27 protein-coding genes and 5 tRNA genes are annotated in these 24,736 nt (G+C 35.5%); 13 read left to right on the forward strand and 19 right to left on the reverse strand.

Annotation, left to right across the window (positions count from 1 at the left end; genetic code table 11):
- Positions 1-2: 2 nt before the first annotated feature.
- The 3 genes from dacB to pepE form a co-directional block, all read right to left on the reverse strand.
- Positions 3-1,376, reverse strand: coding sequence for a D-alanyl-D-alanine carboxypeptidase/D-alanyl-D-alanine-endopeptidase (gene dacB / locus CHRYMOREF3P_RS03930; protein ID WP_180563903.1), 1,374 nt, complete (start codon positions 1,374-1,376; stop codon positions 3-5).
- Positions 1,377-1,472: 96 nt separating this feature from the next.
- A complete protein-coding gene (locus CHRYMOREF3P_RS03935; protein WP_077416796.1) occupies positions 1,473-2,327 on the reverse strand; it encodes a hypothetical protein in 855 nt (284 codons plus the stop codon).
- Positions 2,327-3,019 carry a dipeptidase PepE gene (gene pepE, locus CHRYMOREF3P_RS03940; protein WP_077416794.1) on the reverse strand — a complete coding sequence of 231 codons (693 nt, stop codon included), beginning with the start codon at positions 3,017-3,019 and terminating at the stop codon, positions 2,327-2,329. Before pepE ends, CHRYMOREF3P_RS03935 begins: the two co-directional genes overlap by 1 nt.
- 195 nt (positions 3,020-3,214) lie before the next feature.
- On the opposite strand from pepE, the gene CHRYMOREF3P_RS03945 reads away from it, so the two are divergent.
- Positions 3,215-3,751 (forward strand): tetratricopeptide repeat protein, encoded by a 537-nt coding sequence (locus CHRYMOREF3P_RS03945; protein ID WP_228408803.1) that lies wholly within the window; start codon positions 3,215-3,217, stop codon positions 3,749-3,751.
- Between the two features lie 252 nt (positions 3,752-4,003).
- Here CHRYMOREF3P_RS03945 and CHRYMOREF3P_RS03950 read toward each other — a convergent pair whose 3' ends face one another.
- Entirely contained in the window at positions 4,004-4,492 is a 489-nt protein-coding gene (locus CHRYMOREF3P_RS03950; RefSeq protein ID WP_077416790.1) for a YdeI/OmpD-associated family protein, read from the reverse strand.
- A 244-nt stretch (positions 4,493-4,736) separates the two neighbouring features.
- Here CHRYMOREF3P_RS03950 and fsa point away from each other — a divergent pair, with 244 nt between their 5' ends.
- Positions 4,737-5,390 carry a fructose-6-phosphate aldolase gene (fsa, locus tag CHRYMOREF3P_RS03955; RefSeq protein WP_047385358.1) on the forward strand — a complete coding sequence of 218 codons (654 nt, stop codon included), beginning with the start codon at positions 4,737-4,739 and terminating at the stop codon, positions 5,388-5,390.
- A gap of 71 nt (positions 5,391-5,461) precedes the next feature.
- On the opposite strand, the gene CHRYMOREF3P_RS03960 is transcribed toward fsa, so the two are convergent.
- From CHRYMOREF3P_RS03960 to CHRYMOREF3P_RS03980, 5 genes are all read right to left on the reverse strand, one after another.
- On the reverse strand, positions 5,462-6,328 hold the full coding sequence (locus CHRYMOREF3P_RS03960) for a GLPGLI family protein (protein WP_180563904.1): 867 nt from the start codon (positions 6,326-6,328) through the stop codon (positions 5,462-5,464).
- A gap of 20 nt (positions 6,329-6,348) precedes the next feature.
- Positions 6,349-6,915, reverse strand: coding sequence for a sugar O-acetyltransferase (locus CHRYMOREF3P_RS03965; protein ID WP_077416786.1), 567 nt, complete (start codon positions 6,913-6,915; stop codon positions 6,349-6,351).
- Positions 6,916-7,012: 97 nt separating this feature from the next.
- On the reverse strand, positions 7,013-7,903 hold the full coding sequence (locus CHRYMOREF3P_RS03970) for a GLPGLI family protein (protein WP_180563905.1): 891 nt from the start codon (positions 7,901-7,903) through the stop codon (positions 7,013-7,015).
- Positions 7,904-7,974: 71 nt separating this feature from the next.
- Complete coding sequence (locus CHRYMOREF3P_RS03975; protein ID WP_180563906.1) at positions 7,975-9,918, reverse strand: M56 family metallopeptidase; 1,944 nt, start codon at positions 9,916-9,918, stop codon at positions 7,975-7,977.
- A gap of 5 nt (positions 9,919-9,923) precedes the next feature.
- Complete coding sequence (locus CHRYMOREF3P_RS03980; protein ID WP_047385363.1) at positions 9,924-10,289, reverse strand: BlaI/MecI/CopY family transcriptional regulator; 366 nt, start codon at positions 10,287-10,289, stop codon at positions 9,924-9,926.
- A gap of 335 nt (positions 10,290-10,624) precedes the next feature.
- Between CHRYMOREF3P_RS03980 and CHRYMOREF3P_RS03985 the strand changes: the two genes are divergently transcribed.
- Complete coding sequence (locus CHRYMOREF3P_RS03985; RefSeq protein ID WP_077416780.1) at positions 10,625-11,206, forward strand: hypothetical protein; 582 nt, start codon at positions 10,625-10,627, stop codon at positions 11,204-11,206.
- Positions 11,207-11,556: 350 nt separating this feature from the next.
- Here CHRYMOREF3P_RS03985 and CHRYMOREF3P_RS03990 read toward each other — a convergent pair whose 3' ends face one another.
- Positions 11,557-12,003, reverse strand: coding sequence for a GNAT family N-acetyltransferase (locus CHRYMOREF3P_RS03990; RefSeq protein WP_180563907.1), 447 nt, complete (start codon positions 12,001-12,003; stop codon positions 11,557-11,559).
- A 173-nt stretch (positions 12,004-12,176) separates the two neighbouring features.
- Here CHRYMOREF3P_RS03990 and CHRYMOREF3P_RS03995 point away from each other — a divergent pair, with 173 nt between their 5' ends.
- Positions 12,177-12,890, forward strand: coding sequence for a 2OG-Fe(II) oxygenase (locus tag CHRYMOREF3P_RS03995; RefSeq protein ID WP_180563908.1), 714 nt, complete (start codon positions 12,177-12,179; stop codon positions 12,888-12,890).
- Between the two features lie 50 nt (positions 12,891-12,940).
- Complete coding sequence (locus tag CHRYMOREF3P_RS04000; protein WP_077416774.1) at positions 12,941-13,198, forward strand: Ada metal-binding domain-containing protein; 258 nt, start codon at positions 12,941-12,943, stop codon at positions 13,196-13,198.
- 132 nt (positions 13,199-13,330) lie between these two features.
- On the opposite strand, the gene CHRYMOREF3P_RS04005 is transcribed toward CHRYMOREF3P_RS04000, so the two are convergent.
- The 5 genes from CHRYMOREF3P_RS04005 to CHRYMOREF3P_RS04025 all read right to left on the reverse strand — a co-directional run bounded on the left by CHRYMOREF3P_RS04005 (position 13,331) and on the right by CHRYMOREF3P_RS04025 (position 13,849).
- Positions 13,331-13,403: transfer RNA gene (locus CHRYMOREF3P_RS04005), tRNA-Met, on the reverse strand.
- A 39-nt stretch (positions 13,404-13,442) separates the two neighbouring features.
- Positions 13,443-13,515, reverse strand: a tRNA-Met gene (locus CHRYMOREF3P_RS04010).
- Positions 13,516-13,553: 38 nt separating this feature from the next.
- A tRNA-Met gene (locus CHRYMOREF3P_RS04015) sits at positions 13,554-13,626 on the reverse strand.
- Between the two features lie 38 nt (positions 13,627-13,664).
- A tRNA-Met gene (locus CHRYMOREF3P_RS04020) sits at positions 13,665-13,737 on the reverse strand.
- 39 nt (positions 13,738-13,776) lie between these two features.
- Positions 13,777-13,849, reverse strand: a tRNA-Met gene (locus tag CHRYMOREF3P_RS04025).
- A 101-nt stretch (positions 13,850-13,950) separates the two neighbouring features.
- Here CHRYMOREF3P_RS04025 and CHRYMOREF3P_RS04030 point away from each other — a divergent pair.
- The 8 genes from CHRYMOREF3P_RS04030 (at position 13,951) to CHRYMOREF3P_RS04065 (ending at position 20,999) form a co-directional block, all read left to right on the forward strand.
- Positions 13,951-14,562, forward strand: coding sequence for an L-threonylcarbamoyladenylate synthase (locus CHRYMOREF3P_RS04030; protein WP_180563909.1), 612 nt, complete (start codon positions 13,951-13,953; stop codon positions 14,560-14,562).
- A 38-nt stretch (positions 14,563-14,600) separates the two neighbouring features.
- Positions 14,601-15,302 carry a CPBP family intramembrane glutamic endopeptidase gene (locus CHRYMOREF3P_RS04035; protein WP_180563910.1) on the forward strand — a complete coding sequence of 234 codons (702 nt, stop codon included), beginning with the start codon at positions 14,601-14,603 and terminating at the stop codon, positions 15,300-15,302.
- 4 nt (positions 15,303-15,306) lie between these two features.
- Positions 15,307-16,065: a peroxide stress protein YaaA gene (gene yaaA, locus CHRYMOREF3P_RS04040; RefSeq protein ID WP_180563911.1), complete on the forward strand. Its 759-nt coding sequence runs from the start codon at positions 15,307-15,309 to the stop codon at positions 16,063-16,065.
- Positions 16,066-16,914: a peptide chain release factor N(5)-glutamine methyltransferase gene (gene prmC / locus CHRYMOREF3P_RS04045; RefSeq protein ID WP_180563912.1), complete on the forward strand. Its 849-nt coding sequence runs from the start codon at positions 16,066-16,068 to the stop codon at positions 16,912-16,914.
- Between the two features lie 27 nt (positions 16,915-16,941).
- Positions 16,942-17,964: a serine hydrolase domain-containing protein gene (locus tag CHRYMOREF3P_RS04050; RefSeq protein ID WP_180563913.1), complete on the forward strand. Its 1,023-nt coding sequence runs from the start codon at positions 16,942-16,944 to the stop codon at positions 17,962-17,964.
- Positions 17,965-17,969: 5 nt separating this feature from the next.
- The gene (locus tag CHRYMOREF3P_RS04055; RefSeq protein WP_180563914.1) at positions 17,970-18,329 is read left to right on the forward strand and encodes a DUF4180 domain-containing protein; all 360 of its coding nucleotides are present in this window, start codon (positions 17,970-17,972) and stop codon (positions 18,327-18,329) included.
- Positions 18,330-18,877: 548 nt separating this feature from the next.
- Positions 18,878-19,450 (forward strand): hypothetical protein, encoded by a 573-nt coding sequence (locus tag CHRYMOREF3P_RS04060; RefSeq protein WP_180563915.1) that lies wholly within the window; start codon positions 18,878-18,880, stop codon positions 19,448-19,450.
- A gap of 7 nt (positions 19,451-19,457) precedes the next feature.
- The gene (locus tag CHRYMOREF3P_RS04065) at positions 19,458-20,999 is read left to right on the forward strand and encodes a lectin-like domain-containing protein (RefSeq protein WP_232538966.1); all 1,542 of its coding nucleotides are present in this window, start codon (positions 19,458-19,460) and stop codon (positions 20,997-20,999) included.
- A gap of 19 nt (positions 21,000-21,018) precedes the next feature.
- Here the strand turns inward: CHRYMOREF3P_RS04065 and CHRYMOREF3P_RS04070 are convergent, their stop codons facing one another.
- From CHRYMOREF3P_RS04070 to CHRYMOREF3P_RS04085, 4 genes are all read right to left on the reverse strand, one after another.
- Positions 21,019-22,047, reverse strand: coding sequence for an NAD-dependent epimerase/dehydratase family protein (locus tag CHRYMOREF3P_RS04070; RefSeq protein ID WP_232538967.1), 1,029 nt, complete (start codon positions 22,045-22,047; stop codon positions 21,019-21,021).
- On the reverse strand, positions 21,993-22,778 hold the full coding sequence (locus CHRYMOREF3P_RS04075) for an SDR family NAD(P)-dependent oxidoreductase (RefSeq protein ID WP_180563916.1): 786 nt from the start codon (positions 22,776-22,778) through the stop codon (positions 21,993-21,995). Before CHRYMOREF3P_RS04075 ends, CHRYMOREF3P_RS04070 begins: the two co-directional genes overlap by 55 nt.
- Before the next feature lie 159 nt (positions 22,779-22,937).
- Complete coding sequence (locus CHRYMOREF3P_RS04080; protein WP_180563917.1) at positions 22,938-24,026, reverse strand: helix-turn-helix domain-containing protein; 1,089 nt, start codon at positions 24,024-24,026, stop codon at positions 22,938-22,940.
- Between the two features lie 31 nt (positions 24,027-24,057).
- Positions 24,058-24,699 carry a rhomboid family intramembrane serine protease gene (locus tag CHRYMOREF3P_RS04085; protein ID WP_180563918.1) on the reverse strand — a complete coding sequence of 214 codons (642 nt, stop codon included), beginning with the start codon at positions 24,697-24,699 and terminating at the stop codon, positions 24,058-24,060.
- Positions 24,700-24,736: the final 37 nt, after the last annotated feature.

Below are 24,736 nucleotides of genomic sequence, written 5' to 3' on the forward strand. Positions count from 1 at the left end.
TTTTATTTTAAAACATTCAGAATTTTCTGCAGTTCTGCATTTCCACTTCCCTGGTAGTTGTTGATAATAATCGAAAACACATATTTTTTGCCATCTTTCGCGGTGTGATATCCTGCAAAAGATTTGGTATCTCTCATCGTACCGCTTTTCATCTTCATTCCATTCTCCTGAATTGGGAAACCATCATAGTACGCTTCAAACCATGATTGCTTTTTAGCATATAAAAGAGCCTGCACTTCTGCTTTTGCCGCTACATAATTCTGTGGTGAAAGTCCGCTTCCGTCAGCAAAATTGATCATATTAGGATTAATTCCTTTTGATTTCCAGAATTCTTTCAGATAAGAAACCCCGCTTTTAAAACTTGAATTTCCTTTTTTCTCTTTTCCTAAGGTTTTAATCAATGTTTCTCCATACAGATTGATACTTTTCCTTAGAAACCAATACACAATTTTATCCAGCGTCGGAGATTGGTAAGTCAAAAGAATATTATTTTTAGGAGTTTCCAATGCCTGTTTCCCTTCTATTTCAAGCTGTGAATTCGTTATTGCTTTTCCTGAAATCTCAATTCCCGATTCTTTCAGCCATTGTTTCACTTCTGCTGCGAGCTGTAAGGGCGGATTAGGCGTAGAGCCGGAAACCGTAACCGTTTTTCCTGCCGGAAGCATTCCGTTAATCAACGCTACCTCGGAATGAGGTGCGGTAAAGATAAGACTCTGATCAGAACTTCCTCCGGCTTTCAGATCATTCAGCCATTTCACTCCTTCCAAAGGATAAGAAAAGTTTTTAAAATCTGTTCCGTTAATATTAATATCAAACTGGTTTTCTTTCCAGTTGATTCCCCACACACCAGCTCCGTAATAATTTCCAAGATCATCCCAAGGCCAGCCACCGGGAATCGTCTGATGATCAAAATAAGAATCATCAATCACAAGATCTCCTGATATTTTTGTAATTCCTGAGTTTTTAATTGCCTCAATCAGCTTCTTTTTAAAATTCTCAGGTTTATAGGCATCATATCTCCAGCTTCCTAATGTAGGATCACCATTGGAACTGATGAAAAGATTTCCGTTCAGTGTTCCTCCGGCAATGTTTCCGGAATAGCTTGAAGTGGTTGTAAAAGTATAATTTTTGCCCAGGGTTTCCAGTGCTGCACCAGCGGTAAAAATTTTCTGTGTAGAAGCAGTAGAAAGTCCCTTACTTCCCTGATATTCGTATATAAAGTTGCCATTTTCATCTGAAACATAAAATGATAAACTGGAAGAAACCGTTCCTGAAGAATCCATGAGATCCTTAGTTACTTTATCCAGTTTCTGAGCAATATTCTGCGCAGCAACCATTTGTACAGAGAGTGTGAGAACAGCAAATGTTTTTTTCATTAAATTGTTATTTGGTTCTGAATGCAAAAAGTTCCCATACAGTTCATGACCAGTATCTGAAACTTTTTCATTGATTTAAATTCTAATCAAATATAGTTAAAATAAAAGCTTTTCATACGCCCTGAGATCATCGGAGCTGAAAAGTATCTGATGATCAGACGTTTTTTCAAATGACTGATCATAGGTGAAATATTTCTCGTAATCCTCTTCATCTATAAAAATATCCATCTGGCATTCTTTTATATAATTTGATTTTTCTCTATAATCTTCTATAAAATATCCGGATTCATTCCATTGCTCATGATGACAGCGCAGACAATTTTTTTGATGCACAGCTTTATATCCGCATATCTCACAATTCTGCAAACTTTGGAATAACGTTGAAATTTCACTCCGTCTGTCTTCCGGAAAAAGAGAAAGAGGAATTGTTTTTAAAAGCAGATAATAATTAGGTTCCTGCCATGAGAAATAAAACATTTCTCCTTGTTCTTTTGTATGAATCCATACGCTTTGAAAGTCATATTCCAGGTCGGCTTTTACGATATTTTTGATATTCAGAATGGTTTTATTACTTCTCCTGATATTCTGTTGATGATCAATTTCAATAAAAGGCTGCTGTTCCAGAAAATGATTCAGGCACAGCGTGGTTTGCCACGAACCTATTACCCTCATTTTACCTTCACTGCCACAGATTTCACAAGTCTTTACAGACAATTCTGAATATTTATCTTTGATGGCTTTAAGCTTATTATTAAGTGCTTCGTCCTCGGAGTATGTGTAACACCTCAACCCACCGAATTTTTCCTTTCCAAAAACACGGTGCTCCATATTCCAGCCTGCGATAGCAAATTCAAAGAGCAGGTTCCGGATCAACTGTTCCCATCCGGTACTGTTCACTGAAAAATTGCTCAGATTATGTTCTACAAAAAGATTGATCTCTTCTTTGTTCATTAAAGTCTGCTTCCTGCTTCTATTTCGTAAGGTTCTTTACCTTTTTCAAAAATTCTTGTCAGCTCATTTCCTTCCACAGTAATAGAATCTGCTGTTCTTCTGATCCAGTTTCCTTCTCTAAGACCTACTACTTTAATGTCATTTTGGGTAAGAAACTCCTGAATACGGGTTTCTCTGGTTTCTCCATTATGCTTCAAATCCGGGTTAGGATCAAGATAATGTGGATTGATATTGAAAGGAACCAGTCCCATACAGTCAAAACTTGGAGGATATACAATTGGCATATCATTCGTCGTTTTCATATTCTGGCCTCCGATATTGCTTCCTGCACTGCATCCAAGATATGCTTTTCCTCCTGATACATTTTCTTTTAGGGCAGACATCAATCCTTCTTCATGTAATGTTTTGACCAATAAAAATGTATTTCCGCCTCCTGTAAAGTATCCTTTTGCCTGATTAAGGGCTGCTGTTTTATCTTCAAATTCATGAAGCCCTTTTACTTTTATATGGATGGTTTCAAAGAAAGAGCGTGCTTTTGCTGTATAATCGTCATGGGAAATTCCACCTGGTCTTGCGAAAGGGATAAACACAATTTCGTCAATTCCTTTATAAAGTTGGATTAATTCTTCTCTTAAGTATTCCAGATATTCTCCACCAAAAAGGGTGGATGTTGAAGCTAATATGATATTCATACCACGAAATTATATTTATTAATAAAAAAATGAATGACAAAGATAGCTTCAAACATTAACGAATCAAAAATTAAACTAAAAAAAACATGTTTCCCGTTAATATTTTCTAAAAAAACTTAAAGCTTCTAAAATTTAACTTTTTATGGAATTATTATTGAATTTTAGATTTCGAATTTAAAATATAAGATTATGAAAATGAGTACAATTAATAGTAGAAATCTATTTTTAGGTTTGATACTGGCGGGAAGTGTAAGTTTTGTAAACGCTCAAACGACTCAACCGGAAACTTCGGCAGCGACGAGTCAAACAACCAATCCAACGATTGATGGTCTTAAAAAACAGATTGAGGCCAATCCAAAGGATACAGAATCCTTAGCAAAATTAGCAGCAGCTTATCAGGAAGCTTCAGACTGGCCAAATGCCATTGATACCTGGAAAAAAATTTCTGCTTTATTACCGGACTGGGCTCCATCTTACTACAGCCAGGCTTATGCTTATCAGTCTGCAAAAGATGATGCCAATGCAAAACTGGCTTATGAAAAGTATATTGCAACCGTAAAACCGGAAGAAGTAGAGCAAAATAAGAAAAATCTGGCCTATGCCTATTTCTATATTGCCTTTGCAGAACAGCAGACAGATCCTAATAAGGCAAAAGAGCATATTGCTAAATCGATACAATATGACCCTACCAATCAGGACGCTGTAAAGCTTAGCAAAACACTAAATTCTTAGTAAAAGAAAATGCCGGAAAGTTTTTCCGGCATTTTTTATTTATCCAATCTAGTTTAAATTTAACGCAAAGGTCTATTTTTACTTACTTTTTATTTTAAGGGAGCAAAGTTTAAATCAACTTCGTTGATTCTTTCTAAGCGTATGTATATCACAAGCTTCATCAGCAACTTTTTCGCTTTCTTAACTTACTTTACAATAAGAAAATTTAATTTGGTCTTTGCGTTTTTAAAATTCTTTTTAGTTTCTGTTCACCTATTCAATCACCTTTCCGAAAAAATCTGTTTCACCATGTAAGTGGCGGATGATTTTCTCGATATTCCGCTGGATGCTGGCTTCAGTTTTTAAATTGTTGATATAACGAACCAGTTCATGTCTTCTTGAAGGAATCAGATTTTCAAAATTTTCTGTTGCCAGAGGACTTTCTTTAATCGCTTTTTCCAAATGAGGATGCATAGAAATACTTCTGTCAGAATCATCATATTCCAATACAACTTCAATGATTTCTCCAATTCTCTTCGGGGAATTTTTTAACATTGTCAGGTTCACATACAGTCTCCATTCTCCCAGATATTTCATCAGGTTTTGTTTAAATTCCAGTCCGTTCACTGTTCCTTTTACCGGAACCGGACTTTTATTTCTCCCTGATTCATCAAAAATCCTGTCCAAAATCTCTTTCGGAATAAATACAAAAGGATTAATTCCAATGATTTCCAATGTGGCTGTGAAACTGTTGCTTTTCATGGATGATATTTAGGTGTTAGGTGCAAAATTAACTATTTGTTCAAGATCAATATAAATTATTTTTTTTACTGTATATAATTCATCCCATTCCCAAACCTGAAACTCTCAACCCCTCCAATTCTACAACGCGTATACCCAAAATCCCGAACCTCGTAACTCGAAATCCCGAACCCCGTAACTCAAAATTCATATCCCAGAACCCAATTAATTCCCTATCTTTGTATCAATAAATCTATTTAACAAAATGAAATTTTTTATTGACACAGCTAATTTAGAGCAAATCAAGGAAGCTAGAGATCTTGGAATTTTAGATGGTGTAACGACCAACCCTTCATTAATGGCAAAGGAAGGTATCCAGGGATCTGAAGCAATTAAAAACCATTATAAAACGATCTGCGAACTTGTAGACGGAGATATTTCTGCGGAAGTTCTTTCTACAACGTATGAAGAAATGATTAAGGAAGGAGACGAATTGGCTGCTATTCACCCTAATATCGTTGTAAAGATTCCGATGATCAAAGACGGTATCAAAGCTTTAAAATATTTTTCTGATAAAGGGATCAAAACTAACTGTACACTGATATTCTCTGCAGGACAGGCTCTTTTGGCCGCAAAAGCTGGAGCAAATTATGTTTCTCCATTCTTAGGAAGATTAGATGATATTTCTACAGACGGCCTGAACCTTATTCAGGAAATCAGATTGATTTTTGATAACTATATGTATGAAACTGAAATTTTAGCGGCTTCTATCCGTCACTCAATGCACATCATTGACTGTGCTAAAATCGGAGCTGATGTAATTACATCTCCACTGCCTCCGATCTTGAGCTTATTGAAGCACCCATTAACAGACAGCGGATTGGCTCAGTTTATTGCAGATTCTCAGAAATTAGCATAATAACTGATTCTTATTCAGATATAAAAAACCCGGAACAATGTTCCGGGTTTTTATTTTTATAATGAGTATTTTTATTTCAGCAGATCCAGCTCAAGGATATTATTTTGCTTTTTCAGATCATTCTTCCTTTTTATTTCTTTATCTTTTTGTGCTTTATCAGCAGGAATCAATTTTCCTGAATCATCCATTTCCTGAATTTCAATTCCCTGGGCCAACATCTGTTTTTCACTTTTCATAGGGTCAGCAAGATAGTCTTTAAAAGCTTTTCTATACCTGGTTTCATTCACTGTAACAAGAGCATTAAATCGTTCTTTTTCTTTGGTACTCTTCCATTCATAGCCTTCAGGGAGTTTTTTATTTCCTTTTAATTCGAAAGAATGGGTATGGGAAGCATCTTCAAGTTTTACAATTAATCCCGGAAGCCCATGAAATTTATACGGACCATCCTGAATAGGAAGATCAGTGGTAAACCAGGCTGTCCATTTTCTTCCGGCAAAGTCACCAATTGCTTTTTGTACTTTAAATCCACCTATCTCTGCTTTATCTGAATAGATTTTCCATTCTTGTTTTCTGGCATCCTGTACCATATATTCGTCAGCCGCAAGATTGGTAAAAAAGTTAACTGAATAATCCGGATACACCTTTTCAACACTATAACTTATTTTGCCTTTGAATTTGATTCCTGAAAAATCTAATTCCTTAACTCCCATCTGAAGCTGTTTTTCCATAGCAGATGTCATAAGAGAATCAGATTCAAAAGAATCCTTACTGTAAAATTTTGATCCTTTTGCAGCAACATCTAAAAGCATAATTTCTACTTCCGGCTTATCTTTAGCTATGGAATCCAGAACATATTTGTATTCATAAATAAATCTTTGATTCTGGGCATTAGTAATTACAGCCAATATAAGACTCAATAAAATGATCAACTTTCTCATGGTTAGTTTGATATAGTTTTTTAATTCTGTTCTGTAATTTTTTTAACAACTTTACACGGATTTCCCACAGCGACAACATGATCCGGAATATCTTTCGTGACAACACTTCCCGCACCAATCACCGAGTTATTTCCAATGGAAACTCCGGGAAGCACAACCACATTTCCTCCCAGCCAGACATTATTTCCTACTTTAATCGGATGTGCATATTCAAGACCTTCGTTTCTCTGTTTTGCATCAACCGGATGGCCTGCTGTATAGAAACTACAGTTTGGACCGATAAAAACATTATCACCAAACTCTACTTTAGCACAATCTAAAATAATAAGGTTATGATTGGCATAGAAGTTCTCTCCTACTTTTATATTGTATCCGTAATCACACCAGAAATTGGGTTCTATGCAGATATTTTCTTTTATATCGCTAATAATGCTCTTAAGTATTCTGTATTTGTTTTCTGCCTCAGAGTTTTTCAGTCCATTGTACTCCTGACACAGATCTTTGCAGGCAATACGCTCCTGAATCAGTTCTTTGTCGTAATTGGCATTGTATAAAAGTCCTGCTGCACATTTTTCTTTTTCTGTCATACTATGGAATTTAAAGTCCCGGATAAAGATACACAATACAAAAAAAATACAGTAAGATTATGATAACCTTACTGTATTTTAATCAAATAGAAACTGCTTATTGATAAAGCTCCGGTTCTATTTTATTGTTATTTTTTAGCCGTTCTTCTTTTGCTCTTTTTTCAATAGCCCTATACATTTCATTCGTATCAATACTTTTTCCATCCTGATTTTTCATCTGTACAACAGCTCCTGCAGGAAGAGCACTCATGGTTTGTTTCATGTCTTTTGTAGGATCAACAAGGTAATCCTTCCAGGCTTTTTTAAACTGTTTTTTAGTTATTTCTATTTCTTTACCTCCTAAACCGATTGTAGTAAGACCTGGTATTTGAATATCTTCTTCTGAGGCAGCTTCTGTTTTTTTGTTACCTATTAAAGTCATGATATGTGATCCTGTTTTATCTTCAATCTTAATGATCAGTCCCGGCAGTCCATAGAATTTATAAGGACCATCCTGAAACGGGATATCTGTAGAAAACCATGCTGTCCAGCTTCTGCCTCCAAAATTTGTGGTTGCTTTTTGGGTATTATATTCTCCAATTTTTTGTTTTTCTGGTAAGATTTTCCATTCAGGGTTTTGGTCTTCAGGCATCTTATAAGTAGTATTCCCTATATTTTCTGAGAATGAAACACTGTAATCAGGATATTTTTTTGTAACAGTTGTATTAATTGTTCCAGGTTTTATATTCCTTTTAATATTAATACTGCCTCCGAATCCTCCTTTCATTTGCTTGGCGATATCAGCTTTCATTGTTGAATCAGCAACAAACTTATCGCGGCTGTAATATTTTGATCCATTTTTATCAATATCCAAAAGCATAACATCGCTCTTCACGTCTGCTTTATTGGTAGAATCAGAAACATACTTGTAGTCATAAAAGAATCTGTTCACTTGTGCATTCACAAACACACTTAACAGTGCTAATAAAATGAAATAACTTTTTTTCATAATTTATGTATTATCCGGATATTAGTAAAAAAGCTCTGCCAATTGAATACTGACAAAGCTTTTTGGAACTTTTATTTCTTTGTCTCAATTCTTACTTCTCCTCTCTTCACTTCCCCATTCTTCTGGCTGTTGACCATTACTTTTGAAATATTGGCAGAATTCAAAGCATTAACGTCATCTTTAGATACTTCTCTTCCGTCAATAAAATACTTGTATTTCAGGTCATCACTGCCATTTATGCTAAACTTTTTCACCCCATTCATGGCGATGTTTCCGTTGCCGTCTTTTTTGATGAAATCAGCATTCATTACCATAACATTAGGAGCAGAAGTTGTCATGGTAAAGTTACCAGCTCTGAAACTCTGTGCTGTTTTTTCTGCTTCTGCACGTATTTTTTCGCTTTCCTTTCTTATTCTCTCTCCATCAATCCTTATGATCACATTTTTTTTTCTGATTCGCTCTCCTTCTGCTCTCGCATTGTCTCCCTGTATGCGAGCTATAGCACCTTCTGCTCTTGCCTTCTCTCCTTCTTTTCTGGCTTTTTCGCCCTCAATTCTAGCTTTTTCTCCTTCAATTCTGGCTTCCTTCATCGCATTTCTGGCTTCTTTCATTGCCTTACGTACTTCATCTTTTTCTTTAGAACTAAGATCCTTATAATAGACTGTATTATTATTTTTAAAATAAATTACTTTCGGAGCTTTGGGTTCTTTTGGCTCTTCCGGGGGAGCAGGAGGAATAGGCAGTTTTTTTACCATCCTTGCAGCTTCTCTTCCCGCTTTTTTAGCCTCTCTTTCTATTTTACGAAGCTCTTTTTTATCAAGAGGATCCATATTTTCAAGTTCCTTCATCTGATTTTTCCATTCAGCAGAATTGAAATATTCATCCACTTCAACTTTGGAAGCTATCTCTCCTATCTCTGATGCGAGGTTACTTATTTCTTCAATTTTATCACTGAAGGCATCACTTTCCGGATCCAATCCTTTCAGCTCTGTCTCTTTTTCTTTTATCTTTTTCTCAAGCTCAGCCACTTTTGTATGATCTTCCGGTGAGACAGGTTTCATATCTGTAATTTTTTCCTGACCCGATGGTCTTACGGTATCTTTTTTGATTTCTGAAACTACTTTTTTAATGGAAAGATTGGTTTCTTCAATTTCTCTGTTTTTTGCATTTACCAGATAAGCAAAAGCTACGGTAAATAACACCGGCAATGCAAGAATTCTTCGCGCATATCCGAACTTGGTTTTTGGTTTTTGTAACATTTTAAGTCTTTTTTTAAAGTTTGAACTTAGAAACGGACTGGCAGCAGGCAACTGTGTTCCGGAAAAGTGGCTTGCTAAAAGCATCTGCGCAAATGCTTTGGTGTCCGATTGTTGTACGGCTTTTTTATCAGCCAGGTACTCGTGGATGAGATTAATTTCTTTTTTGATGATATGAAAAAACGGATTGAACCAGAAAACAGAAGTAATAATCTCGATAAAAATCTTATCAAAGGAATGTTTCTGCTCAATATGTACCATCTCATGCTTTAAAATCTGTTTTCCGATATCAGAATGCAGGGTGATAGCATTCTTCCAGAAAAGATTCTTAAAGTATGAAAACGGAGCTTCACTAAGGTCTGTACGGTAAAAGTTGATCCCGTCAAAACTTTCTTTCTGAAACTGTTTTTTAAACTGCTGGATTTTGAAAATCCCATAGATAAGCTTCCCTAAAAAATAGAGAGAAACCAGTCCCAGAGCTGAAAAAATAATGTTAAAATAAAGGTTACCATTGTTTATATTTTTTTCTGAATTAAAATTCTGAATCTTATCAAGAAGCATATACATATCACTATTTACCTCTATCGTAAAATCATCTATTCTGATGAGTGGCAGCAACAGTGACATCACGATTGCGGCCAACAGATAAAATCTGTTATAATGATGGAATGTCTTGTCTTTTAAAGACAACTGATAATACAAAAATGTTACACCTGAACATAAAATTGTTTTCCCAAAGTATAAAAGTATTGCTTCCATAGATACTAGTCTTTATTTTTGAGTTCGTCCAATAACATCTCAAGATCTTCTACTGTCATTTCGTTTTTTTCTACCAGAAATGAAACGGCACTTTTGTAAGAGCCTTTAAAATAGTTTTTCACAAGACTTTTCATGGTTTTCCCAGAATACTGTTCTTTTGAAACCAGCGGAAAATACTCATGCTGTCTTCCATGTACACGATAGTCTACAAATTCTTTGTCTTTCAATACTTTTAAAATGGTAGAGACCGTATTGGTATGTGGTTTTGGATCCGGAAAAAGATCAAGAACATCCTTTAGAAATCCTTTTTCTATTTTCCATAAATACTGCATTACCTGCTCTTCTGCTTTTGTTAAAGTCTGAATTTTCATATCCTGTTCATTTATCAATTATCGTGATATAAAGTCATCCAATTCTATATCACTAAGAAATTAGTTATACAAATGTAGAAATAAAAATGAATCAAACAACTATTTTTTTAGTGATAAACATAGATAATAATACAACTGTTTGAAAATCAATTATATAAAATTAGTTAAAATATATTAATCTTTTAAAGGAGTGAAATATCCACCTGCTTAATCCACACAAAAAGAGTCATTTCAGGTATAAATTCTTAAAACTTGTTAAATTTTATTAAATAAAATTAAAATGAATTTGTTTTAACCGGGAAATTATATTTATTTTAGTGCTTTAAAAATTTCTCATGAAAAGATATAATTTATTGATTGTACTATTACTGCTTATTTTTAACGTTACTACAGCACAAAAGAAGGGTTCTCCTGCTGCCGATCTGAGCATATTAAAGGATACAAAATCAAAAATCGAAGCTACCGTTCCATTGGTTATTCAGCATCTTCAGACCATCTCCACAAAAGAAGGGGATAATAATATTGTGAATAATGGGAAGATTGCTGTGGGCAGAGAATATGGTATTTTAGAATCTGAATGGTTTTTATACAGGAACAATATGAAAAACTGTATCCTGAACAATTCTTCTAAAAAAGCTAAGAAATGTATGGAATACCATAACAATATGTTTAGAGGTACAATGATCAACTACAATAATTATATTACCAACCTTACAAGAAAGAACGGATATCTGGGTGTAGAAGGTGATACTAAATTTGATTTCAAGCCTGCTGATATTGCTACAAAATTGAATGAAGCTTATTTCAATGCCAACGATGCTGCAGGGAGAATGAAAGCGGATCAGAAAAGAGACTTTTTAGGACAGACAATGTCTGATGACAACAAGCTTACTCCTTACGCTCAATTGGCTCAATAATATCTAAAATCATATTAAAAACATAAAAAAGAGAACTGCAATTGCGGTTCTCTTTTTATTTAAAAGCAAAAAATCTCCGCCGGAAAAAGCAGTTTTGTGGTACTAATCATAAAACTCTTGGGGAAAAAGTAGAAAATTAGGCAGAGATTTTTTTGCATACACTCTACAGATCAACTGTCCTACCCATGATCTGTAAGAGCTTTACAAAAATAGAACTATACCTTTCCATTAGCTGAAAATTCCTGTAGAATTAAACGTGCACAATTGTAGAACTAATACTACTTTTAAGAAAAATGCTGGGAGTTTCCTGCCCCAGCCTCCAGCCTAAAAATCATCGTTCCCTTTTGTGCCTATTTCCACCATTGGTAGTAATTATGAAGTCCATCATACTCAAATCCACAACGCGGGTACAGCGTATTTCCAATATCATTTGTTTTTTCTGTTTCCAGCATCAATCCGCATGCCCCTGTTTCTTCACACCATTGTTTACTACGGTCAATTAATGCTACGGAAAAGCCTTTTCCTCTGTAATCCGGGTGAACAAATAAATCACTTAGCAGCCACTGTTTCTGTAGTTTGGTATAATGAAAGAGCTTGTAAAGTTGTACAAATCCTACAGCCCTTCCTTCAGCAATCACAAGAAAGATATCCGATTCACTGTTTAAAAACCGTTCTTTGAGAAAAGCTTTTCCTTTTTCAATGTCTGATTCCTGTCTGTAAAAAACACGGTAAAGATTGAATAATTCTGCTGTTTCATTAAGATCTTCAAGACTTGCCTTTTTAATAATGTAATTCATAGTTATGTTTATTTTATTAACAGGACAAAAGTAGTCTTAACCAGGACCAGACTTATAATCCAGATTCATATTATACTCATAGTCCAGAAGCTTCAGTCTGAAGATAAATACCACATGTTTCGGATTTTATTATCCTGAACAACTTCGGATTTTTGCAGTATAAAATAAAACCAATGAAAGATATCATTCATAAAATAAAAAATACAGATTGGCAGCACCTTACGGAAACAATGCATGAAAACGGATATGCTGTAATTTCTAATCTGTTATCAGATGAAGAATGCGAAATAGTAAAGACAAATTATGACAATCCCGGTTTTTACCGAAAAACAGTGATCATGGCAAGACACCGTTTCGGCCTTGGTGAATATAAATATTTTGATTACCCGCTTCCTGAAATGATTCAGACCCTACGAACGACTATTTATCCGTATCTGGCTCCGATTGCCAATTCCTGGTTTAAAGCCTTACATATTGACACTCAATTTCCTTTAGATCATCAGGAATTTTTACAACAATGTCATACCAATGGCCAACAAAAATCTACTGTTTTAATTTTAAAATATAAAGAAGGTGGTTTTAATACTTTACACCAGGATTTATATGGCGATGTGTACTTTCCTATCCAAATTGTGTTAATGCTCAGCGAACCTGATAAAGATTTTACAGGTGGAGAATTTGTACTTACCCAGCAGATCCCGAGAGCACAGTCAAAAGCTATTGTTTTAAAACCTAAGAAAGGAGATGTACTCATTTTTACGACTCAATTTAAGCCACAAAAAGGTGCCAAAGGCTATTACAGGGTCAATATGAAACATGGAATAAGTGAGGTTCAGGAAGGAAACCGCTATGCTTTGGGAATTATTTTCCATGATGCAATCAGCTAATTTGAGTTGTGCTAACTGTGTTAAATTTCAACTTTAAAATTTCAATTATAATGCTCTCACATTCTCAAATATCAGCCAAAAGTCTGAGAAGTAAAATTCATAGCAGAGAAGTTTGTTTTGGAGGAAATAAAAAACTGAAAATCTATGGACTGCTCAGCTGCCGGTCAGGAAAAAGAATGAAAATAGAAAACAGGGTCTTCTTTACAGATGAAAAAGAAGCTCTACAAAATAATTATCGTCCTTGTGGACATTGTATGAGAGAAGCGTATCAACAGTGGAAACAGAAAATATTTACTCTTGGCTCTTAAAACGATTCTATAATACAATTATAAACTTGCGTCTCTGCGTTACTGCAACCTGAGATTGCTTCACTTTGTTGGCAATGACAGGCTAACATAAAAAAATCGGTATAACTGTCGTTATACCGATTTTTAGTTTAGTAGCGGGAACCGGACTCGAACCGATGACCTTCGGGTTATGAGCCCGACGAGCTACCTACTGCTCCATCCCGCGGTGTATTTTTAGAGTGCTTACCGAAAGCACTTATCTTAGTAGCGGGAACCGGACTCGAACCGATGACCTTCGGGTTATGAGCCCGACGAGCTACCTACTGCTCCATCCCGCGGTATATTTTTAGAGTGTTTACCGAAAACACTTACTTAGTAGCGGGAACCGGACTCGAACCGATGACCTTCGGGTTATGAGCCCGACGAGCTACCTACTGCTCCATCCCGCGGTGTATTTTTAGAGTGTTTACCGAAAACACTTATTTAGTAGCGGGAACCGGACTCGAACCGATGACCTTCGGGTTATGAGCCCGACGAGCTACCTACTGCTCCATCCCGCGGTGTATTTTTAGAGTGCTTACCGAAAGCACTTATCTTAGTAGCGGGAACCGGACTCGAACCGATGACCTTCGGGTTATGAGCCCGACGAGCTACCTACTGCTCCATCCCGCGATATTGGATTGCAAAGGTACGAATATTTTTTACAAATCCTAATTTTTCTTTTAAATAAAGGACTTTTATGAAAACTATTTTATTATTTGTATCTTTGTTTTATGGCAAAAATATTAAAAATTTACCCAGACAACCCACAGGAAAATCTTGTGAATGAGGTTATTAAAACTTTAAAAAATGGCGGGCTGATTATCTATCCTTCTGATACGATATATGCTTTAGGCTGTAATATTTTTGATATAAAAGCCATGGAAAAACTGGCTCAGCTTAAAAAATTGAAGCTTGAGAAGTCGAAATTCTCGATTATCTGTAATGATCTAAGCCATCTTTCTGATTTTACAAGACCTATTGACACCTCGGTTTTCAGATTTCTGAAAAGTCATCTTCCCGGGCCGTTTACTTTTATCCTTGAAGCAAACAAAAGTTTACCTTTGGCGTATAAAGGTCATAAAACAATTGGTATCCGTGTTCCGGATCACCCGATTCCGCAACTGATTGTTGAAAAACTGGGACACCCTATTGCTTCCACTTCCATTAAAGATGATGATGAAATCATTGAATATTCTACCGATCCTGAGCTGATTGCTGAGAAATATGATCATTTGGTAGATATCGTTATTGATTCAGGATATGGAGATAATGTGGCATCCACTATTGTAGACCTTACTTCCGGAGAACCGGAGATTATCCGTCAGGGAAAAGGAATTATTTAATTCAAAATATAAAGTTCAAGGTTTAGGGTTACTGGATTATGGGGTTTAATGGGAAATATTCTATAGGAATTTTACTCACTTTTGTGCTTTTGGTTACGGCAATGCTTTATTCTTTCCCGGTTATCACTCTGATGACAGGAATAAAAGGAATTACTTCAGACAGCTTTTTTCTCAGCAGGATTGTGATCTGGATCGTTTTGATCATTGTATTTCTGTACAATATAGTTATTGAAAAAGGTTCATTTTTATTAAAAAAAGAAACTCCTTATTCTATCCTATTTTATATTAAAGCAGTTCTGAGCCTGTACTTCATCTGCATCATTGGCGGAGCATTTCTGAATGCAATAATCCTGTTTTTTATCCCCGAAAAAATAAGTGATAAGCTTCTTAACCTTGTACCCGTTTTTAAGAACAATTATTTTTTAATTATTTTCATGTGCCTTACGGCTGCTATTGTAGAAGAATTCCTGATGCGGGGTTATATACAGCCCAGAATTGAAAAAATCTATAATAATCCAACTGCTGGAGTTTTTATTTCAGCTGTTTTATTTGGAATCCTGCACAGCACTTACGGTACCATAGGTCAGGTTCTCGGACCTTTCTTTATTGGAATTGTTTTTGCCCTGTTTTATAAACGCTATTCAAATATTAAAATTCTGATCATCTGTCATTTTATGATTGACTTTATCTCTCTGATGACCCTGAATTTTATTAATATTAAACATTTATCTGTATTTTAACATTATGAAAATTATAACATCTCCTGCAAAATTAATGAACGTAGAAAACTCAACGGATCTGTTGAAATCTTCTACTCCCAGATTCATTGAAGATGCAGCATTTATACAGTCTTATTTAAAAGAAAAATCTCCGAAATATCTTTCCGAACTGATGGAAATATCACCCAAACTGGCTGATGAAAACTGGGAAAGAAATCAAAAATGGAAATCCAAACCTACTGCAAAAGAATCTGCTCCTGCCATGTTTGCTTTTACAGGAGAAGTTTATAGGGGGCTGGATGCCAAGACCCTGGATAAAAATGCGGTAGACTACCTGCAGAAAAACTACAGAATGCTTTCCGGGCTTTATGGTCTGCTGAAGCCCTCTGATAAAGTAATGCTTTACAGGCTGGAAATGGGCCGTCCTTTTGAGTTTGATCAATACAAAAACCTGTATGGATTCTGGAGAGAAAAGATTACAGAACAGCTGAATTCTGAAATGAAGAAAGGTGAAATACTTCTTCATCTTGCCAGTAATGAATATGGGAAAGTAATCGACAGAAAAAAACTGAACCATAAAGTAATCGATTTTGATTTTTATGAATTAAAAGATGGAAAACTCAAAACCATCGTTGTATATACCAAGCATGCAAGAGGTCTTGTAGTAAGATTTTGTGCTGAAACTAACGCCAAAACATTGGAAGATGTAAAAGCGTTCAACTATGAAGGGTACAGAATTGATGAAGAGAAGTCTACAGATACTAAACTGGTTTTTACAAGGTAAATGACAATTTCAACATTTAAAAAATATTTCAAAGCAGAACTTTCCGGTCTTTATACTGAATCGGAAAGTGTTTTTTTATCTTCCCTATTCATCCATCAGATCATAGGTTTCGATCATTTTCAGCAAAGAAGATTTTCTGAACAGGAACTTCTGACAGATGATGAAAAAAAACTTTGTCATCTGGTTTCAGAACTTAAAACAGGAAGACCTTACCAACAGATTCTCGGAGAAACTGAGTTTTATGGCATGAAGTTCTTTGTGGATGAAAATGTACTGATTCCCCGTCCTGAAACGGAAGAACTGCTGGAGATTGCTATCAGAGAGATTCAACGTTCAAAGTTTAACATTCAGGGATTAAAGATTTTGGATATAGGAACCGGAAGTGGAGTAATTCCTTTGGTTTTAAAGAAACATTTTCCTGAAGCTATAGTTTCATCGATAGATTTTTCTGAAAAAGCATTGAAGACCGCTCAGAGAAATGCAGATTATCATCACCTGGAAATACAATTCATTCATGCTGATTATCTCCATTTTAAACCGGTTGAAAGCTTTGATATCATTATTTCAAATCCACCGTATATAGGCATTGAAGAAGAGATTGAAATTGCAGACTCTGTGAAAGAATTTGAGCCTAAAATGGCTCTTTTCTCCCCCACTTCCGATGCTTTGATCTTTTACAAAAAAATAGCAGAAGATGCTAAAAAGCACTTGAATGAGGACGGGCTTTTGTTCTTAGAAATCAATCAGAAATTAGGTCCGGAAACTCTGGAACTCTATCAATATTTTTCTAACGCTCAATTATTGAAGGATTTATCTGAAAATGACCGGTTCATTTATGGAAGGAAATAAGTAATTTTGCTTCCAAACACCTAACCTATGAAAACTTTGATATGGCATGCCTTGGTTGGTATTTTCCTGATTCTGTCGTTAACATCCTGCAAACAGCATCCTCAGGATGTTGTGAATGAATATTATAAGAAAGGTGAATTCAACGGCTCTGTTCTGATTGTGAAAGACGGCAGGATGGTATGTGATACTGTCCTGGGTTTCCGCAATATTGAAAAAGGGCTCCGGTCTGATAAAAATACTTCTTTTTATATTGCCTCTCTCAGCAAGGCTTTTACTGCGGCAGCGATTATGATTTCAGAGCAAAAAGGTTTGTTGAAGCTGGATGATAAGGCTTCTCAGTTCATTGAACTTCCTGAATATGCTAAAGATATCACTATCAGGCAGCTTTTGCATCATACATCAGGAATCAGTGACTATGAGAGTTTATTTTCGAAAAAAGGATTGACCAATACGGAAGTGATTGCCTGGCTGTTTAGTCTTAAAAATCTTGATTTCATTCCTGACAGTAAGTTTAAATACAGCAACAGCGGATATATCATTCTTTCTCAGATTATCGAAAAAGTTTCCGGGAAATCTTATGGTACTTTGATCCATGAACAGATTATCACTCCTTTGAAGATGAACAATACGTATGTGTATAAATCTTCCACAATTATCCAGAATAAAGCATCAGGATATAATCAGCAGAAGAAGCCTGATGATTATTCAATCTTAACAACTGGTGACGGCGGAATTTATTCTACTCCTGAAGATCTGTATAAATTTGATCAGGCTTTGCGGACTTATATCTTGATCAGTAAAGAAAATACAGCTCTCATGTATACTCCTGCAAAACTAGCTGGCGGCCAGATTTCAAACTACGGGTTTGCCTGGTTTATAGAAGATGAAAAGGAAGGAAAAACCGCAATGCATACAGGTGGCCTGAATGGTTTCAAAGCTTTATTCTGGAGAGATCTGCAGCATAACAGCTGTATTATAGCGCTTACCAATCAGGGAGAAGCATTTCCTTTGGGTAACTTTTTACATGACATCAAAAAAACAATTCAATAAAGAAGATGACTATTGAATCTCACGAAATTAATACGATAAAAATTGCAGAAGTTATTTCTGATCAAATTATCATCCAATCTGCACAGGACGGGCTGGATCTCATGGGAGATGTTTATTATCAAGGTTTTGACAAGGTCATTCTTTATGAAAAAAACATCACTCCTGAATTCTTCGATTTAAAAACAAAAATAGCCGGTGAAATTCTTCAAAAATTCTCGAACTATCGTATCGGACTGGCTATTGTAGGTGACTTCGACAAATATGATAGTAAGAGTCTGAAGGATTTCATTTTTGAAAGTAACAAAACAAGACACATAAATTTTCTAAAATCACTGGAAAACGCATTAGATAATTTATCAAAATAAATTCTTTTTCAGCTAATTACGTACAAAAACATACTATTTAATGGATTTTTTAATAGAAGTATTTTTTTACAAAACGGTATGTTTAAAAAAAATACGGTGATTGAATGTTAAAAATAATCTATTTATATTACCATATTCTCAAAAAAATTAATTCAACAAGTGATGATTTAACCAATAAACAAAGTTAAATTAAAATTAATCTCATAAAACACACATAATAAGTAGTTTATTCGTATATTTGCAAAAACACAAAGGTTATGAATTTTACTATTCTACAAGCTTATATTTTATATAATAGGGCTACTTAACTCAATTCTCTTTTCGACTCTTTCAGATAAAACATAGATTGTCTCTATGACACATGCTTGTTATATCTGTTATTTTGGAACCTAAGGGCTCCTCATACTATCTATGAGTATAATTCATTGTTTGGATGAGTTGCAGGAGTATTTATTTCCAATATGAATCGAGCTGGTAGGAAAGTATTTTCATAAAAAACACAACACAAAAAACATACAATACACAGATAAAAAATTATTAGAGACATCATGATTAAAAAATTATTTCTACCAATCGTTTTAGTAAGTTCTTTTTCTTTTGCCCAGATAGGGATTAATACACCAACACCTGACGAAAGCTCTATTCTGGATGTTTACAGTCAAAACAAAGGAATGCTGATACCAAGACTTACTACTGCAAAAAGAGATGCTATTTCCAATCCGGCTAATTCGCTTCTTATTTATGATACTGATAAGAAATGTTTAAGCCAGAATATTGGAACACCTACCAAGCCTGATTGGCTATGTATCAGTAGTAATACTGTAAAAATGTTTTACATGCCTAGTGTTTCTTTTGACACTTCTACCAATGCTACCGGCAGAACAAAAGATTTATATACCTTGTATAAAACACAGTTCGGGTCTCCAAAAGCAAAGAGCACCAGCGCTCCTGCATCTATTCCTTTTTTCCCGTCAAGCAAAGACATTTATTATTATGTAACAGATGCTGATCCTAATGTATTCAGTAATATTTCTATTTCTGATGATGGGGTAATGACTTATGATGTAAAAGCCACAGCCACAGACTGTTCTTTTATTAATATTGTTTTTGTTGTTAAATAACTGAGCTATGATAAAAAATACCTCAGTTTTACAATACAAAAGGCTTTTATTTATTTTTTCATTATTCATTTTCTCCCAGAATAGTAAAGCACAGAATGAACAGGGAACCGGCTATCCTTATTTTGTAAACTTCACACAGGGATTACAGCCTCAGGAAGCTTATAAAGTAGCAACCAGTGGAGTCCAGAATGATGCCACCTTTACCACAGATGGATTGCGGCTTACCCGAAGTGTGAACAATATTTCGGGAGGTGTAATACTTGCTGATAAAATATTCAAAAGTGACCAGGGAATCAAATTCGAGTTTGAATTTGCTATTTATGGCGGAAACATTAACGGAGGAGACGGTATTTCTATATTCTTAGTAGACGGATCTATTCCTAAAGAGCAGCTTAATCTTGGATACTTTGGTGGAGGATTAGGATATAGTTTTGTACGTGGAGGCGAGTCTACAGAAGGCCTTAAAGGAGCCTATCTTGGAATAGGACTGGATGAATTCGGAAATTTTAAAACAAGCTTTAACCAGGGTGAAAGAGTCAGAAATGGAATTTTCGGCGTATCATTAGCGGATGGACGAAGCAATGTTTCTTTAAGAGGTAAACGTGGAAATCAGTATCTGTCATCAGCTGAACCTGCAGGATACAATGGGTATCCATTGCTTTACAGTACAGCAACCAATGCTGCTCCTTCCAGCAGTAACAGATCTGCTTATCTTGATACTGCAACCGGAAAATATATAGGGATTAAAAATACAACTCTTCAGCAATTCAGCATTGAAAGTGGTGGAACAACCTTTCCTCTCAATGAAAATGATGCAAGATTCCGTAAAGCGTATGTCACATTAGTTCCCAATCCTGCTGGCGGTTACAATATAACCCTGGAAATACAACACGGAACCGTGAAAGAAACAGTGATTGATAATTATTATTATCCAACTTCTCTGAAATATACGGAAACTACAATATCCAACAGTACGGTAAGAACTCTGGATACCTCAGCACCTTCAACTTTCAGAATTGGATTTGCTGCTTCTACAGGAGCTGCTAAAAATATACATTTATTGAGAAACTTAGGGGTTACCAGACCTTATGCTGCAGAAGTAACAGATGATCTGTTCGCGGGATGCCCGGGGATAAAGTCAATTTATTATCCTTTGCTGAATGATGCGGCTTATTCTTCAGCAGGTGGTCAAAACCCGCCAACACTTTCATATAATAACCTTGATTTCAATTCGTTTCGTTTTTTGGATAATAATGGAGCTCTGATTCCGAATATAACTGGTGGTGTTTATACTAACAGCCAGGGAACATGGACCTACTTCCCCACTACCGGAGCGCTTTCTTTCAAACCTGCGGTTGGGTTCACAGGAGTGGCCCAGGTACAATATGATATTAAAGGTGGTGGAAGCAATGGTACTGAAGCTCCTTATAATAAGGAAGAATACAGATCATTGCCGGCATTGGTACAGGTTAATATTTCAAATACAAATAACTGCAGCAAAGCCTGCGTTATTTCCAACAAGAATGTAACCCAGAAAATAACAAGATAATTTGATTAAAAACCAGCTTTTAAGAGCTGGTTTTTTTATTTTCAATAAAATACTGAACAGCATCTTCAATTGCTTTATCAACGGATTGATATTGAATACCTAACTCTTCTACTGATTTCTGATTAGAATAATAATTACGGATCTGCAGAGCTTTCATATTGGAGATACTGAGATTTGTTTTTATTTTTAATTTTCTCAAGCCGTCACCTATCAATCCAAGGAAACTCAAAATTCTGTTTGGAATAGCTATCATGACTGGATTCTGATCAGTAATCCGGTTTACTTTCTTAAAAAATTCCTTATAGCTCAAATTTTCATTGGCTAAGAGATATTTTTCATCAGTCTTCCCATATTGAATAGCATATAAAATTCCGTTAGCGGCATCTTCCACATGTACAAAGTTCTTCCCTCCTTTCGGATAAAAAACCAGTTTCTTTTTCCAGGTCCAAAAGATGATTTTCCCGGAACTCGGTTTGCTGTCATAGGCTCCGATCATAAAAGTTGGATTAACGATAATAACGTCTGTATTTTTATAGTTCTTTAAAAGATAATCTTCAGCTTCCAGCTTGCTTTGTGCATACAGTGAATGGGTGAAAGGGTAAAGCTGCGGCGCTTGTTCATTTCCCCGGAAAGCTGTATTTCCATACCCTAAGGTGTTTGCCGTGCTTACAAATAAAAACTTTTTTACACCTGCTAATTCCGCATGGGTAAACAGATTTACGGTCATTTCATAATTCACTTTTCTATATTCACCATAGCTGATGAGATTCTGACGTGTTTCCGCTGCAATATGAATGATACAGTCAACTTCTTTGAGTAACAATGAAAGATCAGATGAAAGATCTGCTTCCACCAACTTCAGATTCTCGTTTTCTTCGCCCAGCCAGCCGCTTTTCTTGCGCACCAGAGCAATAACAGAATAACCATTTTGTAATAATTTAATAATAACATTAGTTCCCAGAAGCCCTGTTGCTCCGGTTACACACACTTTTTTCATGCTTCGATCTCTCTTTTTATAGCCTGGGTCATCAACGGAAGTTTGATCCATATGGGTAAAATTTTCATCATCAGCCAGCTGATTGGATTTACCATAATTACGGAATCTTTTTTAAACAGCTGACGAATACAGTATGATGCCACTTTATCAGGATTCAAAAGCGTCAGTCTTCCTATGAAACCTTGTTTTTCTATTCTTTTACAGACATCCGTATTGGTTTTCATGGCACCCGGATTCACAACGCTTACAAAGACATTGGTGTCTTTCAACTCTTCATACAGCCCTCTGGAAAATGAATGGATAAAACTTTTGGAAGCAGGATATACGGTTTTAAAACCAATAGGAGAAAAGGCCGCCATACTGGAGACATTCAAAATATAGGCTTTTGGCTGTTTTAAAAGGTTGGGGAGCAACTGATGGGTAATCAGAGAGGTTGCCGTTACATTAACCTGCAGAATGGTATTGATATAATCCGGAGAGGCTTCTGTGAATTTTTTAGTACCCCCAAGTCCTGCATTGTTGATCAGGATATGAATATCAAAAGAACGGTTAAGCCATTCTGTGAGCTTCATGACATTGTTATTAACAGAAAGATCTGTTTCATAGTAATGAACTTTTACCTCATACAGCTCTTCCAGCTCATGGGAAAATTCCTTGAGATTCTGATCCGGAAGGCTTACAAGAATGACATTGATCTTTTTTCTGGCCAGATTTTCAGCAAATGATTTGCCCAGTCCCTGACTTGCTCCTGTGACTACAGCATATGACTCTTTGGTATCCATACGTTTACATTTTATGGTACAAAGCTATCGTGTAAAGAGGGTTTGAATGTTCCGGATTATCTGAACGAACTGATTTTCAATCAAGAAAGATGAAATATATAAATTACTTAAAATCAATGTTTTAAATCAACACAAAAGTAAAACTTTATAAACCTGAACTTATTTTTTGAATTCAGAAGGGGTCTGTCCCGTCACTTTTTTAAACGTGGTATTAAAAGAAGTCTTGGAATTGAATCCTGATTCATAAGCAATCCCCAGAATTGATAATTTACTATTTGATTCCTTCAGAAGTTTTTGGGCATATTCTACTCTGAATTCATTTACATATTGGAAGAAATTCTTTCCAAAACCTGTATTGATGACATAAGACAGGTGATGAGTAGAAACAGAGAGCATTTCAGCCAGCCTGATCAGGTTAAGTTCACTGTCAAGATAAGGTTTCTGTATTTCCATCAGTCTTTCAAGTGAGGTTTTAATTTTTAGTAATTCTTCATCGGAGATGAGCTTTCTCTTTATCTCTTCTGAATCGGAATCTTCATTGATAGAGATCAGTTCTTCTCTTTGCTTTTCTTCTAAAGGATAGATTTCCCTTTGTTTCAGAGAATAATATCCCACCCAGTAGATCACCAGTAAAAAGACAGTATTGATAAAAAAATTCAGTGATTTGGGGTCATAGAAGAGATTATATATCACATAGATGATATTCACAATAAGAAGTACCAGAATGATATACTCAAGCCAATTCAAATTGATTCCTTCAGTATTGGAAGAAAACTGTTGGATCTTTCGCTGGTGTTTTCTGATGGTAATATAAGAAAGTCCGGTATAGAATAGTGCCTGAATCAGGATCAAAATAACACTCAGATATTCAAACGGTGATTCATAACCGAGATTTACTAAGATAAGACATAACAGAAAGGCTGCAGGAAATAACAGGAATTTAAAATTCTTGATTTTGAAGGTAAAAGAGGGATTGGTAAAGAACAGCACACTAAAGTAAAAAACAATGGGTGTGAAAAACTGAATACATCTGACGAAAAACAGGGAATGAAACTCAACTGTCGTACCCGTGATGAGAAACAAAACCTCATCCAGCCAGAAGGTAGACCACAGAAAAAGAAATATTCCAAACCAGAAATTGGCCTTATGGTTTACTTGTAAAGGATTGGCGAGCTTTAGCAGAGAAAGCAAAACCAATGAACCATAGATAAGTATCACGATGAAACTGTTTAACTCTGATGTGTTCATTGGTTTTGATATTTTAATTAAAAATAGCCTTTTATCCTATTCGTTTCCTTACAAAAATTTCATATCCCAGATAAATTAACGGAAGCGACATGATTCCTAAGAAAAGGATATTGCTCATGGCCAGCTGCGGATGCATTACAATAGAGTAAACAAGCCCGAAAAAAGCTCCTCCAAGGTGGGCTGCATGCCCCAGATTATCCCATTGCTTAGGATTCAGCATCATGTATACAGAATATCCGAAATACAGTGTTCCAAATAGCCATCCTGGTAAGAAATTGACACTAATCTCATTCGGCGCCATGGCTATGGAAGCAAAAATAATTCCCGAAACTGCTCCTGATGCTCCGATAGCAGAATACCAAGGCTGATTTTTATAGATCTGTAAACTGAATAAATTTCCTAAAATCATTGATCCAAAATAAAGAATCAAAAATCCTACTTCACCAAAGAAACTAATGACCACTCCCTGGAAAAAATACAGGGAAAGCATATTAAAAAATAAGTGCATAAAGTCTGCATGCAAAAATGCAGAGCTGATCAGCCTTATATATTCTTTACGGTTTGCAATGGCTCCAACATTGAATTTATATTTTTCAAATAATACTGTATTGTTAAATCCCATGTAACTAAAAATACATGTGGCCGCCATGATAATTAAAACAACTATATTCATCGTATGTTTCTTATGTTATAATTAAACAGACATTGTA

It is taken from the genome of Chryseobacterium sp. JV274, assembly GCF_903969135.1.
GTDB lineage: Bacteria > Bacteroidota > Bacteroidia > Flavobacteriales > Weeksellaceae > Chryseobacterium.